This window comes from Escherichia sp. MOD1-EC5189 (assembly GCF_002966045.1).
In the GTDB taxonomy this organism is placed as follows: Bacteria; Pseudomonadota; Gammaproteobacteria; order Enterobacterales; family Enterobacteriaceae; genus Escherichia; species Escherichia coli_F.
Map to the genome: position 1 here is coordinate 40,495 of NZ_PTRX01000019.1, position 20,203 is coordinate 60,697.

Here is a 20,203-nt window from a genome sequence, read left to right on the forward strand (position 1 = left end):
ACCGCGTGACAGCCATCACGCGGCTGACATTTTATTTTTTCTCGACGACGGGACCTGCCTGATACCCGCCGCCCAGCGATTTCATCAACTGAATGCTTTGGATCACCCGGCGGCTGTCCAGCATCAGTAATGACATCTCCTCGGCAAGCACAGGCAACCGGGCTTCGGTGGCCTGTAAGCGGCTGGTTAAGCCGCGTTGATAGGCGGCCTCGGCAGCGCGCTGGGTGAAGCGCGTTGCTTCTACGCGTTCTGCCTGCATCTCCCGCTCGTCGTTGAGCGTTTGCAGACGCGTGCCGTTGACTGCAACGTCGCGCACCGCATTCAGTACTGACTGGTTGTAACGTTCAATCATCATGTTGCTGGCGGCGCGCGTGCCTTCGAGATTGGCATTCAACCGTCCACCATCAAACAGCGGTAATTTCAGACCAGGAATGAAATTGAACTGGCGACTGGTTTTTTTGAATAAGGTATCCAGGTGGATGGCATCAAGGCCGAAAAATGCTTTGATATCAAAGCTCGGGTAGAACAGCGCCCGCGCGGAATCCACCTGGTCTAATGACGCCTGAACATACCAGCGCATGGCTTGCAGATCCGGGCGTCTGGCGAGCAACTCATAAGAGAGTGTCGCCGGAATACCGGTCTGGACTTGCGGTAATGCCACCGCTTTGATCTCCGGCATATCGCTGGCTCCTGCGCCAATCAATGCACGCAGAGATTCTCGCGTTTCGGTGATTTGCCCTTTAACGGCAGCAATTTGTTTATCGACCGCCAGAATCTGTGCCCGCGCGCCGTGGAAAGGCACTTGCGCTTCCAGACCGTGCGCCACTTTACTCTGGTGCGCTTTCACCGCGTAATCAATCACACTGCGGGTTTGTTCCAACAGATCGAGCATCTGATAGCTGGCCTGCATACTGTAATAAAGCTGCGCCACGCCCGTTGTAAGCGATAACTCCACCGCTGCGGTTTCTGCCAGCGCTGCATTATGCGCGCCAATGGCGGCGGCAACCGCTGAGCGATGCACACCCCACAAATCAAGATCCAGTCCGGCAAACAAACCGACTGTGGCTTCCGTATAGTACGGCCCGTCCATACCCAGTGCTGGCGCATCCATAGCATAAGGGCTTAAAAAGCCGTTCGCCGAGACACGTTGGCGGTTGAGCATCCCTAACGCTGCGACCTGTAATTGTGAACCGGCATCTAACAAATCGGCCTGCGACTGCGCTTTTTCTTCCCGCAGTTTCGCTTCGGCGAGGGTGTGTGAACCACTTAGCGTCCGTTGGATCAAAGCATCCAACTGCGGGTCATTGAGTTGTTTCCACCACTGCGCCTGCGGCCAGCCGGAGCTGGCAAGATGAATATCATCGGCCAGTTTGATTTGTTCCGGTTTGAGCTGTTGATGAGGCGCAGAATCCTTACGTACCAGGGCACAGCCGGAAATCAGCGTCGTGCTGCCGAGAATGCTGCATAACAGCAGGCGTGAAAGTTGACGATTGATCATTGCGTGGCTCCTTGTGCCTGTTCCGTGGCGGGCGTTAATGCCGGGGCTGTCCAGTCTGGCAAGCGGGCGAAAAGCTGGCAGACGTGTTGCTCCTGTTTTAATAAGGTCGGCAGGATGGCCTGCGAGGCGGGTGTTTCTTCAAGCGTTATTTGAGGAGAACGACTGAGTGCGGTTGCCAGACCGGCGGCGTATTTCTCCAGTGCGTCGGCAAACAGGCCTGCTCTGTCCGGCTGTAGTGCGTTATCCAGCGCCTGCGCCGAGTTCCAGGTTGCATCCCAGGCGTGAAGAATATCGCGGCCCTGACGAATAACCGTTTGCGAACGTTCAATCAGTAACGCGCGTTCTTCGCTATCCAGTTGACGCTCCAGCGCCACGCGTTGGCACATCTCTTCACAGGCATTAAACGCCGCATGCAGACCTATGCGAATTTGCAGATAAGTGCGCAGAGCCGTGACTTCCTGCTGGCGTGGGATCCGCATTACTTTACTTAACATCCCCAGCGCGCCAGCCAGTTTTTGCGGCAGCGTACGCGCTTCACTTTCAGGCCAGACAAAGGTGTAAATCACCGCGGACACCACGGTACCAATAATGATACCCAGGGCGCGATCGCGAATTTCCACCAGGTCGTACACCGGGCCAAAAACGTTTTCGAGCGTGGCGAGTGCGAAGGTGACCACCATCTGTGTGCCGATATAAGAAGAACGTTCAGAGCTGGTGGCAATCCATGCGCCTAACAGGAAAATCGGTGCCAGCACAAATAGCAATTCGACAATATTGTCCAGCCAGGGCATGACCAGTAACGTGAATAACAGCGCCAGAATTGCACCGCAGAAGGCACCGCCAAAACGCAGCGCCATTTTCTGATACGACGAACCAACATTCGGGTTAGCGACGATCACGCAGGTCAGCATACAGGTGTGAATGCCTTCCCAGTCCACGCCGCTGTAGAAGGTGTAACAGATCAAACAGGCGAGCAGCGTTTTTACCGCGTAGCGCATATAGTCTGGATTGGTAAAAGCATCGGCGACCATTGATGGCGGTTTGGCGGCGGGCGTTGGCGGCGTATTTGGGTCCATCTGACCCAGTTGCAACAATGTCTGGCAGATATTCTCCAGGTTACATTCCCGTGCCGCCATCGCTTCACTTTCAGTGATCCGCCAGTCGCTTTGCCAGCACTGACCTTCGGCAATGGCATGCTGCAGTTTGTTGATTTCTGAGGCTAATTTTTGCCGAAATTCAATAATTGCCTGAGAATCAGCAAAAGAGGTGGGATCGTAGCGATTCAGCGTCGAGTAAATGTAGGTTACCGTTGCCACGCAGCTTTGCCACCATGCGCTCTGAGTTCGCCAGTTGGCATCGTCCGCGAGGCAAAAGACATTGAGTTTTTGCAGCGCCAGCGCCTCTCTTTCAATCCGCGTTTCGGGTAGCGGTGCGAGGCTGTCCGTCAGGTGGCTAATGGCATCATCAAGCCGATCATTAAGCACCTGATGCATCTGCGTGATAGCGCGGCTGGGAAACCACAGCACGCCGATTAACGTCATCAATAACGTCGGGTAGAGGCCGACAACGATACACCACAGGGTTAAGCGCACGACCACTTCCGGATAGTCGAGCATGGCGGGGAATGTTTGCCCGTAAATGGCGACAATGGCGACGGCGAAAAAAACCAGCCCCAACCGATGGGTGCGCATCAAAAACATACAGCCCATCAGGATCGGTCCGGCAATGATCAATCGGATCAACGGTTCGCCATATGACCATTTGTAGATCAAAAACAGGCTGGCGATTTCCAGCATCGTGGCGACCACAAACAAGATCGCGACAAATTTGGTGTAAAACGCGTTCGACTGAATACCGTAAAACAGCACTGCCAGTGATAACGCCACAAAAGGGATCTCAAAAGTCATCGAGATCAGAATCACCAGCAAGCAGCCTACCCAGAGTTGCATAGTCTGCGGCACGCGGCCTGGTCGCCGCTCGCTTAACTCTTCATGAAAGAACGCCAGCAGCCTGACCACTGGTAATGGCAGGGAGTTGAGCGCGCTCATTATTGCGGCTCAAGATTAGCGACTGCCGAAGCGCCGATGCGGAACATTTCCGGGTCAGGTTTTTCAACCATGATTTTGACCGGAAAACGCTGGGCAACGCGGACCCAGTTAATAGAACGAGACACTTTCGGCAGGCCGCCCAGCACCAGGCCGCCGTCATCCGGTAGCACGCCGTAGCCAATCGAATCCACTTTACCTGCGAAGGTTTTGCCGCTGTCGCTCATCAGGCGAATCGTTGCGGGTGTACCCGAGCGAATATTTTTCAGATCGGTTTCGCGGAAGTTGGCGATCACGTACCAGTGACGGGTGTCGATTAGGGTGAAAATAGGGCGCATGGCAGAAGCAAATTGCCCAACCGAGGTTTTGAGGGAAATGACTCGGCCATCAAACGGCGCGCGAACGGTTGCCATTTCCAGATGCAACTTGGTCAGGGCGATATCCGCTTCAACAGCTGCACGTTGGGCAACGAGTGCATCAACGCCGCTGACAGCGCTGGCGGCTGATTGCGCCTGTAACAATACGGCATTAAGATCTGCTTCTGCCGCACGCTGTGCGGTTCTTGCGCGGTCAACGTCTTCCGCTGAGACAAAACCTTCTTTCAGTAATGGCTCGGTGCGGCGTAATGTTTCGCTGGCCTGTTTCGCGGCGGCACGGGCTTTTTCTACCGTGGCATTAACCGAGTCGGCACCAAACTGTTGTGCGTCAACGCTACGCTGGGTGAGCATAATTTGCTTATCCAGCGCCGCGAGGGAGGCTTCGGCTTTCGCCAGATTGGCTTCGTACGGGCGCGGGTCGATGCGGAACAGCAAATCGCCCTGTTTCACCGCCTGGTTGTCGGTGACCGCCAGTTCTACAATGCGACCGCTGACTTCCGGCACCACATCAATGGTATCTGCTGACGCGTAGGCGTCATTAGTTGATGGCGCACTGTCTACGCGCCAGATAACGAAAACAAGGGCAATCAGCGCCAACGCAACCACTAACAGAGCAGGGAATTTACTGCGAGGAGCTTTTTTCGGCGTACTTTCCATGAGCGCGTCTCAAATAGATTAGAAAAATGCCAGCCAGAACAGCATGGCGTAGAGAGCAAAAAGGGCGGTATAAATAATTCCGACAAATGCCAGATTGATATTTGCCCGCTGAATAATTCGCCTCGTGATGAGCGTCAAAATAAGGCTGGCAATGGCGCAGAAAAACCAGCTGGGATAATAAGCGCCGATCACCGGGATTGCCGGAGATAATGAGCATCCCGAAACCATGAAGACGGGAATTATCCAGGCTGTTTTTTTGAGTTGCATCGCCATGCGAGAGAGAACTGTTGGCATATTAAATACATCCTGTCTGCTGCGAACAATATCTGTAGTGAATATCAATATCCATTGAAGGCGTCAGTATGGCTATTTTCTCGATGAATAAAAATAGCTTTATTCAGCCACCGCATTCATAACTTATATATTTTATGTATTAATTGGTTGTATGTATTTTTAAAATAAATACTTTTGGGGGCTTAAGCGCCCCCAAAAGTGAGTGGCATTAATTTGGGGTTACGATATTCACCCACAAATCGAAATTATCCAGACAGGCAATAATTTCTTCCAGTTTCGCGCCATTGCCAATAATTTTGGCTTTCTTCGCTTTTACCAGATCGGCCATTTTGGCTTGTCCGGTCAGCACGGCGTGAAGATCTTCACGGCTGATGTAGAAAGAGGCGTTGGCTTCAGGTTGCAGCGTTTTACGGTAGTTAAGCACGCTATCGTTCAGCGTCAGGTTGAGGTTATCGCCGTTACTCATATTGAAGTTCAGGCTGATGTTTTTGCCCGCGGCTTTTTCGCTGTCGAGACGAACGGCCATAAAGTCGAACAGCATTTCGACCGACATCCCGCGAAGGGTGTCCGGAGAACCGGTGGTGCCGTGGCTGAACTTATGCACCCCTTCGCGCAGCTCTTTTGCGCCGGTCAGGTAGAAACCGCGCCAGGTGGCGGACTCGGCCTGATAACCCAACTGTTCAAAGTTATTTGCTTGCAGATTCTTCGCCACCTGGTCACCCGGATTGGCGGCAATCACCTGTTTCAGCAACTCTGCTGACCAGCGGTAATCCCCTTGCTTGTTCGCTTCTTGCGCCAGGTTGATGACACGGGCGGAACCGCCCAGCGCTTTCACGTAACGTTTGCCCATCTCCACCTGACCGTACGGATGTAGGTTAGCTGGATTGCCGTCATAATAGCCGAGATAAAAGTTATATACTGCACGGGCGTTGTGGCTAACAGAACCGTAATAGCCGCGGCTGGCCCAGTTATTGGCAAGCGCAGGTGGCAGCTTAATCATGTCGCCAATTTCATTCATGGTGTAACCCTGGTTCGCCAGGTGCAGGGTCTGGTCGTGAATGTATTTGATAGTATCGCGATATTTACCAATATAATCATTGATATGCTTATTGCCCCAGACCGGCCAGGTGTGCGGCATAAACAGTACTTCCGCGTCGTTACCCCACATATCCAGCGTTTCGTTCAGATACTCGGTCCACTTGCTGGTGTCGCGGGTTTTCGCGCCGCGCAGAGTGTAGAAGTTGTGCAGGGTATGCGTGGCGTTTTCGGCGGTACACAGAGCTTTCAGGGCCGGAATATAGAAGTGCATTTCGGCTGGAGCTTCGCTACCCGGAGTCATCAGAAAGTCAAACTCCAGACCGTCGATAACCATCTTCTCGCCAGTTCTGACGATAGTTTTGGTTGGCGCAATAATGCTCGGGTCGCCCGTTGCCAGCGTCACGCCAAGCCCGTTGCCCACGTTACCTTGCGCGTTGTGCGGCAGTAACAGGCCGTAAGAGTAAAGTGCACGGCGGCTCATGATGTTACCCGCCAGCACGTTTTCACTGATGGCTTCGTCCATAAAGCCTGCCGGAGCGATCACCTGCACTTTGCCGGATTTCACATCAGCTTCAGAGATAATGCCTTTCACGCCGCCATAGTGGTCGGTGTGGCTGTGAGTATAAATAACAGCAACAATCGGTTTTTGTGGACGATGTTGATAATAGAGGTCAAGTGCGGCTTTTGCGGCAGGCGGCGTTACCAGCGGGTCGATAACAATAATGCCTTTCTCGCCTTCCACGAATGTAATGTTAGAGATATCCTGGCCGCGCACCTGATACATTTTATCGGTGACTTTGAACAGACCAGAAATGCCGTTGATCTGCGACTGACGCCACAGGCTGGGGTTTACGGTTTCCGGCGCAGCGGCATTAATATCAAATTTGTAATCATCCGCGCGGTAGTAAATTTTGCCATTCGCATCACGCAGAATACCTTCATCCAGCAGCGGAGCGATAAATCCACGCTGGGCATCGTCAAAATCCTGACGATCGCTAAACGGTAATGATTTGGCGTAATTCTGATTAACCTGTTGGGTATATTGAGTGGCGGCTTTCGCTTCATCTGTTGCGTGAGCGGTATTTACCATCATGCCGCTGGCGGCAGTTAACGCAATAACAATCCTGCTCAAACGGAATAACCGAGAGTTATTCATATAAATCTCCATTTATCATTTGTGTCGTAAATATGTAATCCATGCAAAATACGTCATTTAAAGCTGGCGTTATCATAATTGGGAAATTGCGATTTTAATAAGTGGAAGTGTGAGCGGAACGAGCCATTTTATTAGGCATTTGTGCTGAAGAGGGAAAAGTACGCGAATTTATTATCTCTGTAAATAATATGAGATGTTTTATATATTTATTATATATATTGTACTTCGGCAAATACTGAGCACAATTAATCAATGCAACCGGTGTTTCTTATTAAAAAACGTACCGGAGCAATGGGCGGTCATGTCGTTGGCACCGCAGGATTCTGCGTTGCTGTGCCAGCCTTTTATTCATGGTCAATGAGTGAGGGGATTGATAAAGAAACCAGGTCGTCAGAGCGCACTGATTATCCGCATTACGCCAGTGAAGTTGCACTGGCTTTTGGTTCACGAGCGGTTGGCCTCGAACTGGCAAAAATGATTGTGGATGCGTGGCTGGGCGCGCAGTACGAAGGCGGTCGTCATCAACAAAGCGTGGAGGCGATTACGGCAATAGAGCAGCGGAAAAATTGAGATTCATCCACTACTTGCATGGATGAGTAATGACTAATGTGGATAGAGTTTCTTTTTGAGGTTGGCTAATGAAACGTTTTCCGCTATTTCTTTTATTCACCCTGCTCACCCTGCTCACGCTGTCCACTGTTCCGGCCCAGGCCGATATTATCGACGACACCATTGGCAATATTCAGCAGGCGATTAACGATGCTTATAACCCTGACCGTGGGCGAGACTATGAAGATTCGCGCGACGACGGCTGGCAGCGTGAAGTGAACGACGATCGGCGCAGACAATATGACGATCGCCGCCGCCAGTTTGAAGATCGCCGCAGGCAGCTGGACGATCGCCAGCGCCAGCTGGATCAGGAGCGTCGGCAGCTAGAAGATGAAGAGCGGAGAATGGAAGATGAGTATGGGCGGTGATGTTGAGTTTAGAGCAGGCATCGCCCCTCACCCATCACGCCACCCCAATCACCATCCCATCAAACCCCGCCTCAACCCCCGATGGCAGCGCATTTTCCATCAGCCACGCATCAAACTGGTGGCTGATGTGCGTCAGAACCACGCGCGGCGAGCGGATAACTTCATTCAGCGCCAGCACGGTGTTTAAATCACAGTGATTGCGTGGCGAATTCGCGCGCGGTGGGTGGCTGCAATCAATCACCATTACCTGTGGCTGATTATTGCATAAAAATTTCACCGTTTTTTCCGGCAGGCCTGCGGTGTCAGACAGCCACGCCACCCGGCTATGTGCCGTTTCCAGTAGATAGCCGAAAGTGAGTTTCGAATGGTTGAGCGGCAGCGGCGTGACCTGTAATCCCTGCAAATCAAACATCACAAATGGCTCCACCGTGTGGCTGAAATCAAGCAGGCCCGGATGTTTAAACAGATCGTCGCAGCCCTGTTCATCCGGCGGGCCGTAGACCGGGATCGAATCGCCCACGCCCCAGCGCAGCGGAAACAGCCCCTGCACGTGATCCATATGGTAGTGCGTCAGCAAAAACTGCTGGAACGATCCGGGCGACCAGCGATCGGCGAGATCGTGCAGCCCGGCGTCGATCAGGGTGATCGCGTCGTTAAACTTCACGACGCCGCTGCATGGCTGGCGGCGATACTGCGGTGAGCGCCGCGCTCTGGCGCAGGCCGCGCACTCACAGCCCCATGCGGGAACACTCTGTGCGCCGCCAGTGCCAGTAAGTGTGAGGGTCAGGCTCATGTTACAGCGCCTTGGTGAAGCGGAAGTGGCTCTGCTCGTAGCCTTCGCGCAGATAGAAACGGTGTGCGTCGTGGCGCTTGACGTTGGTGGAAAGCTCAGTCATTTCGGCCCCGGCCTGTCGGGCTTCTTCTTCGGCCCATGCCAGTAATTTACTGCCGACGTTCAGACCGCGCGCCTGCGGCATCACCACCAGTTCCTGAATTTCGCCGATCCAGTTGACATGATGCAGATGAAACTGCAAATGCAGGCCGGTCATGCCGACAACTTCGCCATCCAGCAGCGCCAGATGGTAGCGCATGTTCGGGTCGCGCAGATTGGCGTTAAACCCCACGCGAAACGCGTGGTGGTCAAACTCCGCCTGTTTTAGCTCACAAATCAGCGCGTAAACTGCGTCGGTGTCGTACTGCGTAGCCGGGCGAAGCTCACAAGCAGGCATGGTGTTTCTCCTTCTGATGAATCAGCGTCAGCAGCGTGTCGACCGACTGGCGCAGGCTGCCGTCATTATTGAGCGTATGGCAATCCTGTGGAGTATAGCGGGCGGCGCGCGCGAGTCGGGCGTTAATTTCTGTCGCGTTTTCACGGCCACGGTTTTCCAGGCGCTGGCGCAGGATCTCTGGCGAAACCTGTAAACAGATGGGCAGCAGCGCCGATTGATAGCGCGCCCGCGCCTGCGGCAGATGGGCGCGTGAACCGTTGACCACCACGTCGAATCCGGCGTGCAGCCAGAGGTCAATCTCGACGCCGATGCCATAATACAGGCCGTTGGCGTGCCAGCTTAAGGCCAGAAGGTTCTGCCCCGCGCGGGTAAAAAACTCCTGCTCGCTCAGGGCGATATGGTTTTCACTTCCGGCGCTGGCGGCGCGCGTGATGTAGCGATGCGCTACCAGTAGCTGAGTTTGTTCCCGCTGGCGGAGTTCCGTCAACAGACTGTCTTTTCCGGAGCCAGAGGCCCCCATTAACCAAATCAGTTTTCCCGTCATCAGAACACCCTTTTACCCTGACGCCAGACGTGATCGATATGAATGTGGTTGCCCTTGCGATGCGCCAGCACCAGGTCGGCGCGTTTGCCCTCGCCAATCACCCCGCGATCCTGAAGATTAAGCGCCTGCGCCGGATTTTTGGTCACCAGCTTCACCGCCTGCGACAGCGTAAAGCGGTTGCTCTCGTCATCGGCGACGCGAAATGCCGCATCGAGCAGGCTGGCGGGGTAGTAGTCGGAAGAGAGGATATCCAGCAGGCCAAGCTGTGCCAGTTCGCTTGCCGCCACGTTGCCGGAGTGCGAACCGCCGCGCACAATATTCGGCGCGCCCATCAATACATTCATGCCATGCTTGCGCGAAGCTTCCGCCGCTTCGAACGTGGTGGGAAATTCGGCGATTACGCTGCCAAGCTGGTAGGATTCGGCAACGTGCGCGTGCGTAGCATCATCGTGGCTGGCGAGGGCAATTTGTCGCGCGCGGCATATTGCGGCGATGGTTTCGCGATTCGGCTGCGACCAGCGTGCGGCAAGCGCCAGTTGTTCCTCTTCATACTGCTGCATCTGCGCATCGGTGAGCGAGTATTTGCCCTGATAATATTCGCGATACTTCTCGCGGTTGGCGAACTGGCGCTGGCCCGGTGAGTGGTCCATCAGCGACACCAGCGTGACCGGCTCGCGCTGCACCAGTTTTTCAAACAGCGGCAGCGTAGTGTGATGCGGCAGTTCGCAGCGCAGGTGCAGGCGGTGCTCGGCGCGGTTGACGCCGCGTTTCTGCGTCTCTTCGATGGCGTTGATCATCTTCTCCAGATTCTCCAGCCGATCGCCGCCGTCGCGCACGTCACCAATCGCCACGGCATCCAGCACGGTGGTGATGCCGCTCGCCACCATCAGCGCGTCGTGGCTGCTCATCGCCGAGTGGGCAGGCCAGTCCACTTTCGGGCGCGGAGTGAAGAATTTATCGAGGTTGTCGGTATGCAGCTCAATCAGCCCCGGCAGCAGCCAGCCGCCTTCGCCGTCCATCGCCTCTGGCAGGCGGCTCTGGCTTTCGGCAAAGGCGCGAATTTCACCATCCTGTACTTCCAGTGAACCGTGCACCACTTCATTTTCCAGCACCAGTTTGACGTTATTGATAATCATGAAGAGACTCCCATTGGGTGGAGGCGGTCGGCGACGTCATTGCGTACGGCTTCGTCGTGGAAGATGCCGACGATGGCTGCGCCGCGGGTTTTAGCTTCGCGGATCAGTTCCACCACCGCGGCGCTGTTTTTGGCGTCCAGCGAGGCAGTAGGTTCGTCGAGCAGCAGAATGGGGTAATCGACGATAAAGCCGCGCGCGATGTTGACGCGCTGCTGTTCGCCGCCGGAGAAGGTCGATGGCGCCAGGTGCCACAGACGTTCCGGCACGTTCAGGCGGGTGAGCAGACGCGCGGCTTTAGCGGCGCAGGCATCACGCGAAACGCCGGTATCGAGCAGCGGCTGCATTACCACTTCCAGTGCCGAAATACGCGGGATGACGCGCAGAAACTGGCTTACCCAGCCGACAGTGGTTTTGCGGATTTCCACCACTTTGCGCGTTGGCGCGGTGACCAGGTCTACCCACTCGTCACCATGTTTGATCTGAATTTGCCCTTCGTCGGGCAGATAGTTGGCGTACAGCGAGCGTAGCAGAGTTGATTTGCCGCTGCCGGAGTGACCGTGGAGCACCACGCATTCGCCCGCGTTGACGGTGAGCGAGGCGCATTGTAAGACGGGCAGGCGCACGCCGTTTTGCTGGTGCAGGATGAAGGTTTTACTGACGTTTTCGACGCGGATCATTTTGGCCTCTTCGTGTTTTTGCCGGATGGCGGCTGCGCCTTATCCGGCCTACAAATGAATCAATATCAACGTATTACGATGGTTTTGTAGGCCTGATAAGCGAAGCGCCATCAGGCGTTGCGGCCTGAAAAGCCGGATAAGGCGTTTACGCCGCATCCGGCACCGGCTCAATTCTGCAAAACCGATGACACCAGCAACTGGGTATACGGGTGATGCGGGTCGTCGAGCACGCGGTCGGTTAAGCCACTCTCCACCACCTGACCCTGTTTCATCACCAGCAAACGGTCTGCCAACAGGCGTGCGACACCCAGATCATGGGTGACAATCACCACTGCCAGATTCAGCTCCACCACCAGGCCACGCAGCAGGTCGAGCAGGCGCGCTTGCACTGATACATCCAGCCCGCCGGTTGGCTCGTCCATAAACACCAGCTTCGGATGCGTCACCAGGTTGCGGGCAATCTGCAAACGCTGCTGCATGCCGCCGGAAAAAGTGGTCGGCAGATCGTCGATACGGTTGGCGGGAATCTCCACCTCTTCCAGCCACTTCTGCGCGGTGGCGCGAATATCGCCGTAATGACGCGCCCCGGTCGCCATCAGCCGTTCGCCGATATTGCCGCCTGCTGACACCTGACGGCGCAGGCCGTCGAGCGGATGCTGATGCACCACGCCCCATTCGGTGCGCAGCAGGCGACGGCGGTCGGCCTCGCTCATGCCATAGAGGGAACGGTTTTCATAGTGAATCTCCCCCTGTTGCGGCGTCAGACGGGCGGAGATTGATTTCAGCAGCGTGGTCTTCCCGGAACCGGATTCCCCGACAATGCCCAGCACTTCCCCCGGCCATAAATCAAAAGAGACATCGCTGAAGCCTTTGCCCGGCGCGTAAAGGTGGGTCAGGTTATTGACCGAAAGTAACGGTTGATTCATTGGCTTTTCGCCTCGCTCTGTTGGCGGCAATAATCGGTATCGGAGCAGACAAACATGCGGTTTCCGGCGTCATCCAGCACCACTTCATCGAGATAGCTGTGGGTCGATCCGCAGATGGCGCAGGGCTCATCCCACTGCTGGACGGTGAACGGGTGATCGTCGAAATCGAGGCTTTCCACGCGGGTAAACGGCGGCACCGCATAAATGCGCTTCTCGCGCCCCGCGCCGAACAGTTGCAGGGCGGGCATCATGTCCATTTTCGGGTTATCAAATTTCGGGATCGGCGATGGGTCCATGACGTAGCGTCCGTTCACCTTCACCGGATAGGCGTAGGTGGTGGCGATATGACCGAAGCGGGCGATATCTTCATACAGTTTCACCTGCATCACGCCGTACTCCTCCAGCGCGTGCATAGTGCGGGTCTCCGTTTCGCGCGGCTCGATAAAGCGCAGCGGTTCGGGGATCGGCACCTGGAAAATAATGATCTGATCTTCGGTCAGCGGCGTTTCGGGGATGCGGTGGCGCGTCTGGATAAGCGTCGCATCGTCCGTACGTTCAGTGGTATTTACCCCGGTCACGCGCTTAAAGAAGTTGCGAATCGACACCGCGTTGGTGGTGTCATCCGCGCCCTGGTCAATCACCTTCAACACGTCGCTTTCACCAATCACGCTGGCAGTAAGCTGTATGCCGCCGGTTCCCCAGCCGTATGGCATCGGCATCTCGCGCCCGCCAAACGGCACCTGATAGCCGGGGATCGCCACCGCTTTTAAGATGGCGCGGCGGATCATGCGTTTGGTCTGCTCGTCGAGGTACGCAAAGTTGTAGCCGCTCAGATTAGCCATGGTTCTGCTCCTGTTGCAGACGTTTGAGTAGCTCCAGCTCGGCCTGGAAATCGACGTAGTGCGGGAGTTTGAGGTGCGAGACAAAGCCTGCGGCTTCGACGTTGTCGGCATGCGCCAGCACGAACTCTTCATCCTGTGCGGGGCCTGTCGCGTGCTCGCCGTATTCCGGGGCCTGCAACGCACGGTCAACCAGCGCCATCGCCATCGCTTTGCGCTCGCTCATGCCAAACACCAGCCCGTAGCCGCGCGTGAAGTGCGGCGGCTCATCCGGCGGGTCGATAAAACCGTTAACCATTTCACACTCGGTCATCAGCAGTTCACCGACGTTCACCGCAAATCCCAGCTCTTCCGGCACAATAGAGACGTCGATATAGCCACTGCGGATTTCGCCTGCGAACGGGTGATTGCGCCCGTAACCACGCTGGGTGGAGTAGGCCAGCGCCAGTAAATAGCCTTCATCGCCGCGCATGAGCTGTTGCAGGCGGGAGGAGCGTGAGCAGGGGTAAACCGGCGGCGTGCGGGTGATGTCATCCGGCTGTGCGCCGCTATCCTCTTCAAACTTCGCCAGCCCCTGACGCGCCAGCAGGCTGAAAACGTGCGGCGATGGGGCTTGCTCGCTGTCGGCGGTGGTCAGCGTCGGCGCTTCGCCATTCGCCAGCAGGGTGAAATCGAGCAGGCGATGGGTGTAGTCGTAGGTCGGGCCAAGCAGCTGGCCGCCAGGAATGTCTTTATAAACGGCGGAGATACGGCGTTCGAGACGCATCTCGGTGGTGTCGAGCGGCTCGCTTACCGCCAGTTTTGCCAGCGTCGTGCGGTAGGCGCGCAGCAGGAAAATTGCTTCAACGTTATCGCCACTGGCCTGTTTCAGCGCCAGTGCGGCCAGTTCGCGGTCGGCAATGCCGCCTTCGGTCATCACGCGATCCACCGCGAGATTAAGCTGCTGTTCAATCTGGGCGACGCTCAGTTCAGGCAAATCGGTATCGCCCCGGCGTCGGCTCTCTTGCAGGGCGTGGGCGGCGTCGATCGCCTTCTCGCCCCCTTTCACGGCAACGTACATCAGCACACCTCCACATGAGTGGTTCGCGGAATAGCCAGCAGGCGCTCGCCGCAGGTCAGGATCAGGTCGATGCCGAGCGGGAACGGGTGCGGGCGCTCGGTGAGTTCGTGCAGAATGCACTCCGGCAGCTGTGGGGCGATCATCCGTTCTTCGGCAATGCCCGCGCCGGTGAGGCGCAGCATGCGTCCGCCGCTCAGGCTGGTGACCTGTAAAATCAACGTCGCACCGGCTTCCGGCGCAACGGCGGTGCCGGTGGAAAGGGCGTTGAGCTGCTCGCTGGCAATCGCCTCATCCGTCACTGCGAAGGTCGCCTGTTCCGGCTGATTGACCAGCGGGGCGTTGGTATGAAAACGCAGGCTCTGGCTGACGATATCGTTACTTAATGGCGCGGAAAGCCACACCGACGTGTCGTTATCGGCCAGCGTGAGCAGCACGCTGGTGGTGGCGATATTCAGCGGCTGCCAGCCGCGTTTGAGCTGATGCAGGGCGACAATCACGCCCGGCTCGCTCATGGCCTTTAACAGGCGACGAAAACTGTGCTGGGCATCCTGCACGGGAAGCATAAAAGCGGTTTCCAGGGTCATGCGTTGTCTCCGCGAACCATCGTAAAGAAGTCGACCCGACTGGCGTTCACTTCGGCCTGGCGTGCGGCAATGCGTGCCATACGGTCAGCGTCCAGCGGGGCAATAAGGGTTTCTGATAAGTTTTGAAAGTGGCGAGATTGCTGCATCAGCGCGTCAATCAGCGCGCAGCGTTCGGCGTGCTGTTTGTCGCGCCCCAGCACCCAGCTGTAGCCGAGCGTGCCGTCAGTCAGGCGTACGGCGGCGCGGGTGAGCGTGGCGTCGCCGGCAAAAAAGCGTTCGCCGGTGCCACCCATCCGCGCCTGAATCTGCACCAGGCCGGTTTCAGCGGCGCGGATCACCTCATAGTCGGCGGTGATGTTCAGCGCCTTCAGGCGGGCTGCCAGTTCAGCCGGTTGGCTGTGCGCCAGCACGGACATCCAGTGCTGGCGGGTCGCGGTATCTGCGTGCATTCAGTGCTCCATAGTGAATTCAATCATGTCGGCGCGCGTCAGGCTGACGGAGTACTCCGCCGGGCTGCTTTCACCGTCACGGTGGTTAAGGGTGCGCACGCACAGCAGCGGCGACATATTCGGGATTTCAAGACGCTGGCACTCTTTGGCCTGGGCGCGGCGGGCGCTGATCCGCGTCTGGCTGCGGCGCAGCGCAATTCCCGTTTGCTCGTGCAAAAAATCGTGCAGCGAGCCGCTGTCGAAGCGTTGCAGCGTCGGCCAGAGAGTGAGGTCCGCAAAGTAGTGGTCGATTAAACAGAGTGCGACGCCGTTGACCCGGCGCAGGGTGCGCAGGTGGATAACGTTCTCGCCCTCGGCGATCCCCAGCGCGTCAGCGACGTGGCCGGACGCGGGGCGCAGCACCGACAGCAGTTTTTCGCTGGTGGGATGGCTGCCCTGGTCCAGCAGGTTCTGGCTAAAACGCGCCTGGGCGTTGAGCGGGTAATCGAACGGGCGCATCAGCACCAGTACGCCGATGCCCTGACGGCGCTGTACCCAGCCTTTTTCCACCAGTTGGTCGATGGCACGGCGCAGGGTGTGGCGATTCACCTCAAAGCGCGCTGCCAGTTGCTGCTCGGCGGGAAGATAGTCGCCGCAGCGGTAGTGTTGACGAAGCTCCTGCTCAAGTTTTGCGGCTATCTCCTGATAGCGTGTTGGGTAGCTGGTCGGATGTGTAGACAAGTGCATAGATATCAATGCCTCGCTTATCAGATAAAGTGCTTACGCAACCGTTGAGAGAGGAAATCCAGCAGGCTGACCGTGACGATAATCAGCACCATCAGGGCACAGGTTTGCTGGAACTGGAAACCGCGAATCGCTTCCCACAGCGTGACGCCGATCCCGCCAGCGCCGACCATGCCAACAACGGTGGCCGAACGGACGTTGGATTCGAAGCGATAGAGGGAGTAGGAGATCAGCAGCGGCATCACCTGCGGCAGCACGCCGTAGAGGATCTCTTCGAGCTTGTTGGCACCGGTGGCGCGAATGCCTTCCACCGGGCCGGGTTCAATCGCTTCCACCGCTTCGGAAAGCAGCTTGGAGAGCACGCCGGTGGTGTGAATAAACAGCGCCAGTACGCCAGCGAACGGACCGAGACCGACGGCGACCACGAACAGCATGGCGAAGACCATTTCGTTAATGGCGCGGCAGGCGTCCATCAGACGGCGCACGGGCTGGTACACCCACCACGGCACCAGGTTTTCGGCGCTCATCAGGCCGAAGGGGATGGAGAGAACGACTGCCAGCGCGGTGCCCCAGACGGCGATTTGCAGCGTGACGGCCATTTCGGTGAGGTAATCCTGCCACTGGCTGAAATCGGGCGGGAAGAAGTCGGCGGCGAACGTCGCCATGTTGCCGCCGTCTTTAATCAGCGTGAGCGGGGCCATTTCCGCGCCCTGCCACGAGACGACCAGCACGGCGAGAACAATGGCCCAGCTCAGAAGCGAGAACCAGCTGCGCTTGGGTGGGGCGATGGTGATGGTTTGCATGTTTGGCTCCGTTTAATGTTTTCTCCCTCTCCCTGTGGGAGAGGGCCGGGGTGAGGGCATCAGCGTGCGTATTTCCCCCCTCACCCTAACCCTCTCCCTCAAGGGAGAGGGGACCGATCGAGCACATTACTGCACCGCTTTACTCACCGAACTCATCGCGCTTAACGCGTTGTTCAGGCGGTCCAGGTCATCCAGTTGCGCCTGAATGGCGCTGGTTTTTGCCAGCTTGTCCTGTTCATTCAGCCCTTTATTGCCTTTCACGCCCTGCATCTCTTTAAACAGCGCGAGCTGGCGAATCGGCACCAGTTGCAGGTCGCTGGAGGCGCGGAACGGGGCCCTGCCCAGGCGCTCCAGCACCGCTTTCTCTTCCGGCGTTTTGCCGTAGTTCATAAAGAAGTCGTAGATCTTGTCTTTGGTGGTTTCGGAAAGATTTTTGCGCCAGACGATCGGATCGCCTGGGATCAGCGGCGATTTCCAGATCACCTTCAGTTCTTTGAGCTTCTCCGGTGCGGAGGTTTTCAGCTTGTCGAGGTTCTCGGTGTTGTTGGTCGCCACATCCACCTGCTTGTTGGCGACGGCCAGCGCGTTGGTTTCATGCCCGGCGTTGACGGTGCGCTTGAAGTCGCTGGCGGAGATATTGTTTTTGGCGAAGACGTAGTAGCCGGGGACGAGGAAGCCAGAGGTGGAGTTAGGATCGCCATTGCCAAAGGTGAGATCTTTACGCTTCGCCAGCAGATCGTTCAGGTTGTTGATCGGGCTGTCTTTGTTGACGATCAACACGCTCCAGTAACCCGGCGATCCATCCGCCGCGACCGTCTGGGCGAAGACCTGACCGTTGGCGCGATCCACCGCTTCCATCGCCGACAGATTGCCGTACCAGGCGATATCCACTTTGTTGAAGCGCATTCCCTGGATAATGCCCGCGTAGTCCGGGGCAAAGAAGGCGTTGACCTTTACGCCCAGCTTCTTCTCCATATCCTGTAAGAACGGCGTCCATTGCGGTTTCAGGTTTTGCTGTGATTCCGTTGAAATAATGCCGAAATTCAGCGCCTTTTCCTGCTCTTCGGCGTGCGCCGGGCTTAACAGGGTGCTGAGGCTGAACATGCTGGTGAAGGCCAGCGAGGCAATTATCTTAGCGTTCATTCGTTTTCCTCAATGATGGGGATGTCAGGCAGCTTTCGCGTTCTCTTCGATGCGATTAATGCTGCGGTAGAGATGGTCAAAACGTTCGTTGTCAAACTGTTGGCTGCTGCCGTCGTAGAAGACGTGCCCCTGACGCAGGGCGACGATGCGTTCGCAATAGCGCAGGGCGTAATCCACCTGATGCAGCGTCACCACCACGGTGATGCCGTCGTTCTGGTTAATGTCGCGCAGGGTATCCATCACGATGCGCGCCGATTCCGGGTCCAGCGAGGCGATGGGTTCATCGGCCAGAATCACCTTCGCCTGCTGCATCAGCGCACGGGCAATCGCCACACGCTGCTGCTGTCCGCCGGAGAGGGTGGAAACGCGCTGATGGGCAAAGTGCACCATGCCAACGCGGGTCAGCGCCTGTAACGCGCGCTGTTTCTGCTCGCGGGTGAAGTAGCTAAAACAGGTGCGCCAGAATGGCGTGCTGCCGAGCGCGCCAATCAGCACGTTCTCCAGTACGCTCAGGCGATTCACCAGGTTGAATTGTTGGAAGATGTAGCCGGTGTTGGCGCGGCTTTTGCGGATATCGCGGGCCAGGCGGCCTTCGCGCTGGACTGTGCGGCCCAGCAGCTCGATATGGCTACCGGCAGATTTATCGCCGGTAATCAAACCGCTTAAATGACGTAAAAGGGTGGATTTGCCGGAACCGGACGGCCCAAGCAGAGCCACCATTTCACCGTGATGAATGTTCAGATCAACCGCATGCAGCGCCTGATGCTGATTGAAGGTTTTGGCGAGCTTCTCGACACGGATAATCGTTTGCATGATGCAGCCTCCCTAAAAAAGTGGCTCCATCGTGGCGGATTATCGTGACGATTTTGTTAACTAAAAGTGACTAACAGATGAAGAGTTAACGGGAATTCGATGACAGTGCGGGAGGGCGGGCCTCCCGGCGGGTTAGTGCGTTGGTTGTTGTTTAACGACATTAATCATCCACGGCACGCCAAATTTATCGGTGACTTTGCCGAAGCCATGCGCCCAGAAAGTTTCCTGCCAAGCCATTTCGATTTTTCCGTTAGCAGCAAGGTTATCAAACCAGCGTTTTCCTTCTTCGACCTGTTGCGAATCGAGTACCAATGTAAAACCGGAGTAGCTGGCTTTTCCTGACGGTATGGCATCGCTCATCATGATATCGCTTCCGGCAATACGCACGTTAGCATGGGCGATAGCGGTATCGGGAAATTGCATACCGGAAGGGCAGTTCTCGGCGCTGTCCTGCGCTGATTTCGGCATTTCGCCGAAGCTGATTTTATAAAGCAGTTCCGCGCCCAACGTGCGTTGATAATAGGCAATCGCATCGGAACAGTTACCAGCAAAAGAGAGGTAGGGACTTAACGGCATGATGGTGACCTCAGTTAAGAGAAGCCAGTTAAGTGTAGTTCGAAAATTATACAGATGAGCGGGGGCTGATAAGACTCGGTAAGCGTCGCATTAGGCACCGTTGCCGGATGGTGCGAGAATTTGTAGGCCTGATAAGACGCGCGAGCGTCGCATCAGGCAGTCGGCACCGTAGCCGGATGCGGCGCGAGCGCCTTATCCGGCCTACCGATCATGTGCCAATATTACATTGAGCAATACAATCAGTTCTTTTTCACAAACTCAGATTTCAGTTTCATCGGACCAAAACCGTCGATTTTGCAATCGATGTTGTGGTCGCCTTCAACCAGGCGAATGTTTTTCACTTTGGTACCGATCTTCAGCATCGAAGAGCTACCTTTCACCTTCAGATCTTTAATGATGGTAACGCTGTCGCCATCAGCCAGAAGATTGCCGTTTGCATCTTTAACGATCAGCTCGTCGCTTTCCTGTGCAGGTTCTGCGTCGTTCCATTCGTAGGCACATTCCGGGCAGATGTACATGCCGTTATCTTCGTAGGTGTATTCGGAGTTGCATTTTGGGCAGTGTGGTAATGACATGTGGATTTCCTCAAAAGTCAGCAGGGCAAAAGCGCCAAAAAACGGCAGATTGCCGAAAAAGGCCGCAATTATACACAAAATCCC

Annotated in this window: 23 protein-coding genes; 2 read left to right on the forward strand and 21 right to left on the reverse strand. The window is 56.2% G+C overall.

Annotation, left to right across the window (positions count from 1 at the left end; translation table 11 throughout):
- Nucleotides 1–31 precede the first annotated feature (31 nt).
- The 5 genes from mdtP to yjcS all read right to left on the reverse strand — a co-directional run bounded on the left by mdtP (nt 32) and on the right by yjcS (nt 7,065).
- On the reverse strand, nt 32–1,498 hold the full coding sequence (gene mdtP, locus ATB02_RS16595; RefSeq protein WP_105271909.1) for a multidrug efflux transporter outer membrane subunit MdtP: 1,467 nt from the start codon (nt 1,496–1,498) through the stop codon (nt 32–34).
- Complete coding sequence (mdtO, locus tag ATB02_RS16600; protein ID WP_032185697.1) at nt 1,495–3,546, reverse strand: multidrug efflux transporter permease subunit MdtO; 2,052 nt, start codon at nt 3,544–3,546, stop codon at nt 1,495–1,497. Before mdtO ends, mdtP begins: the two co-directional genes overlap by 4 nt.
- Entirely contained in the window at nt 3,546–4,577 is a 1,032-nt protein-coding gene (gene mdtN / locus ATB02_RS16605; protein ID WP_105271910.1) for a multidrug efflux transporter periplasmic adaptor subunit MdtN, read from the reverse strand. Before mdtN ends, mdtO begins: the two co-directional genes overlap by 1 nt.
- A gap of 18 nt (nt 4,578–4,595) precedes the next feature.
- The gene (locus ATB02_RS16610; protein WP_001305715.1) at nt 4,596–4,871 is read right to left on the reverse strand and encodes a YtcA family lipoprotein; all 276 of its coding nucleotides are present in this window, start codon (nt 4,869–4,871) and stop codon (nt 4,596–4,598) included.
- Between the two features lie 208 nt (nt 4,872–5,079).
- On the reverse strand, nt 5,080–7,065 hold the full coding sequence (gene yjcS / locus ATB02_RS16615) for an alkyl sulfatase YjcS (RefSeq protein ID WP_105271911.1): 1,986 nt from the start codon (nt 7,063–7,065) through the stop codon (nt 5,080–5,082).
- A gap of 252 nt (nt 7,066–7,317) precedes the next feature.
- Between yjcS and ATB02_RS16620 the strand changes: the two genes are divergently transcribed.
- Together ATB02_RS16620 and yjdP are read left to right on the forward strand one after the other, a co-directional pair.
- Nucleotides 7,318–7,635 (forward strand): RpiB/LacA/LacB family sugar-phosphate isomerase, encoded by a 318-nt coding sequence (locus ATB02_RS16620; protein ID WP_105271912.1) that lies wholly within the window; start codon nt 7,318–7,320, stop codon nt 7,633–7,635.
- A gap of 68 nt (nt 7,636–7,703) precedes the next feature.
- On the forward strand, nt 7,704–8,042 hold the full coding sequence (gene yjdP, locus ATB02_RS16625; RefSeq protein ID WP_105271913.1) for a DDRRRQL repeat protein YjdP: 339 nt from the start codon (nt 7,704–7,706) through the stop codon (nt 8,040–8,042).
- Nucleotides 8,043–8,076: 34 nt separating this feature from the next.
- Here yjdP and phnP read toward each other — a convergent pair whose 3' ends face one another.
- From phnP to ATB02_RS16705, 16 genes are all read right to left on the reverse strand, one after another.
- Nucleotides 8,077–8,835, reverse strand: a complete 759-nt coding sequence (phnP, locus tag ATB02_RS16630; protein ID WP_105271914.1) for a phosphonate metabolism protein PhnP — start codon at nt 8,833–8,835, stop codon at nt 8,077–8,079.
- 1 nt (nt 8,836) lies between these two features.
- A complete protein-coding gene (gene phnO / locus ATB02_RS16635; RefSeq protein ID WP_105271915.1) occupies nt 8,837–9,271 on the reverse strand; it encodes an aminoalkylphosphonate N-acetyltransferase in 435 nt (144 codons plus the stop codon).
- Entirely contained in the window at nt 9,258–9,815 is a 558-nt protein-coding gene (phnN, locus tag ATB02_RS16640; protein WP_105271916.1) for a ribose 1,5-bisphosphokinase, read from the reverse strand. The genes phnO and phnN overlap by 14 nt, the downstream gene beginning before the upstream one ends.
- The gene (phnM, locus tag ATB02_RS16645; protein WP_105271917.1) at nt 9,815–10,951 is read right to left on the reverse strand and encodes an alpha-D-ribose 1-methylphosphonate 5-triphosphate diphosphatase; all 1,137 of its coding nucleotides are present in this window, start codon (nt 10,949–10,951) and stop codon (nt 9,815–9,817) included. The genes phnN and phnM overlap by 1 nt, the downstream gene beginning before the upstream one ends.
- Nucleotides 10,948–11,628, reverse strand: a complete 681-nt coding sequence (gene phnL, locus ATB02_RS16650) for a phosphonate C-P lyase system protein PhnL (protein WP_105271918.1) — start codon at nt 11,626–11,628, stop codon at nt 10,948–10,950. The genes phnM and phnL overlap by 4 nt, the downstream gene beginning before the upstream one ends.
- Nucleotides 11,629–11,795: 167 nt before the next feature.
- On the reverse strand, nt 11,796–12,554 hold the full coding sequence (gene phnK / locus ATB02_RS16655; protein WP_001075518.1) for a phosphonate C-P lyase system protein PhnK: 759 nt from the start codon (nt 12,552–12,554) through the stop codon (nt 11,796–11,798).
- Complete coding sequence (phnJ, locus tag ATB02_RS16660) at nt 12,551–13,396, reverse strand: alpha-D-ribose 1-methylphosphonate 5-phosphate C-P-lyase PhnJ (RefSeq protein ID WP_000002284.1); 846 nt, start codon at nt 13,394–13,396, stop codon at nt 12,551–12,553. Before phnJ ends, phnK begins: the two co-directional genes overlap by 4 nt.
- Nucleotides 13,389–14,453: an alpha-D-ribose 1-methylphosphonate 5-triphosphate synthase subunit PhnI gene (gene phnI, locus ATB02_RS16665; protein ID WP_105271919.1), complete on the reverse strand. Its 1,065-nt coding sequence runs from the start codon at nt 14,451–14,453 to the stop codon at nt 13,389–13,391. Before phnI ends, phnJ begins: the two co-directional genes overlap by 8 nt.
- Complete coding sequence (phnH, locus tag ATB02_RS16670; protein WP_105271920.1) at nt 14,453–15,037, reverse strand: phosphonate C-P lyase system protein PhnH; 585 nt, start codon at nt 15,035–15,037, stop codon at nt 14,453–14,455. The genes phnI and phnH overlap by 1 nt, the downstream gene beginning before the upstream one ends.
- Nucleotides 15,034–15,486, reverse strand: a complete 453-nt coding sequence (gene phnG, locus ATB02_RS16675) for a phosphonate C-P lyase system protein PhnG (RefSeq protein WP_000542765.1) — start codon at nt 15,484–15,486, stop codon at nt 15,034–15,036. Before phnG ends, phnH begins: the two co-directional genes overlap by 4 nt.
- Nucleotides 15,487–16,212 (reverse strand): phosphonate metabolism transcriptional regulator PhnF, encoded by a 726-nt coding sequence (phnF, locus tag ATB02_RS16680; RefSeq protein WP_105271921.1) that lies wholly within the window; start codon nt 16,210–16,212, stop codon nt 15,487–15,489.
- Nucleotides 16,213–16,232: 20 nt separating this feature from the next.
- Complete coding sequence (gene phnE, locus ATB02_RS16685; protein WP_001193496.1) at nt 16,233–17,012, reverse strand: phosphonate ABC transporter, permease protein PhnE; 780 nt, start codon at nt 17,010–17,012, stop codon at nt 16,233–16,235.
- Nucleotides 17,013–17,138: 126 nt separating this feature from the next.
- Complete coding sequence (gene phnD, locus ATB02_RS16690; RefSeq protein ID WP_105271922.1) at nt 17,139–18,155, reverse strand: phosphonate ABC transporter substrate-binding protein; 1,017 nt, start codon at nt 18,153–18,155, stop codon at nt 17,139–17,141.
- 24 nt (nt 18,156–18,179) lie between these two features.
- On the reverse strand, nt 18,180–18,968 hold the full coding sequence (gene phnC, locus ATB02_RS16695) for a phosphonate ABC transporter ATP-binding protein (RefSeq protein ID WP_089527500.1): 789 nt from the start codon (nt 18,966–18,968) through the stop codon (nt 18,180–18,182).
- A gap of 132 nt (nt 18,969–19,100) precedes the next feature.
- Nucleotides 19,101–19,544: a VOC family metalloprotein YjdN gene (gene yjdN / locus ATB02_RS16700; protein ID WP_001131334.1), complete on the reverse strand. Its 444-nt coding sequence runs from the start codon at nt 19,542–19,544 to the stop codon at nt 19,101–19,103.
- Between the two features lie 239 nt (nt 19,545–19,783).
- The gene (locus ATB02_RS16705; protein ID WP_001300891.1) at nt 19,784–20,119 is read right to left on the reverse strand and encodes a zinc ribbon domain-containing protein YjdM; all 336 of its coding nucleotides are present in this window, start codon (nt 20,117–20,119) and stop codon (nt 19,784–19,786) included.
- Nucleotides 20,120–20,203 lie beyond the last annotated feature (84 nt).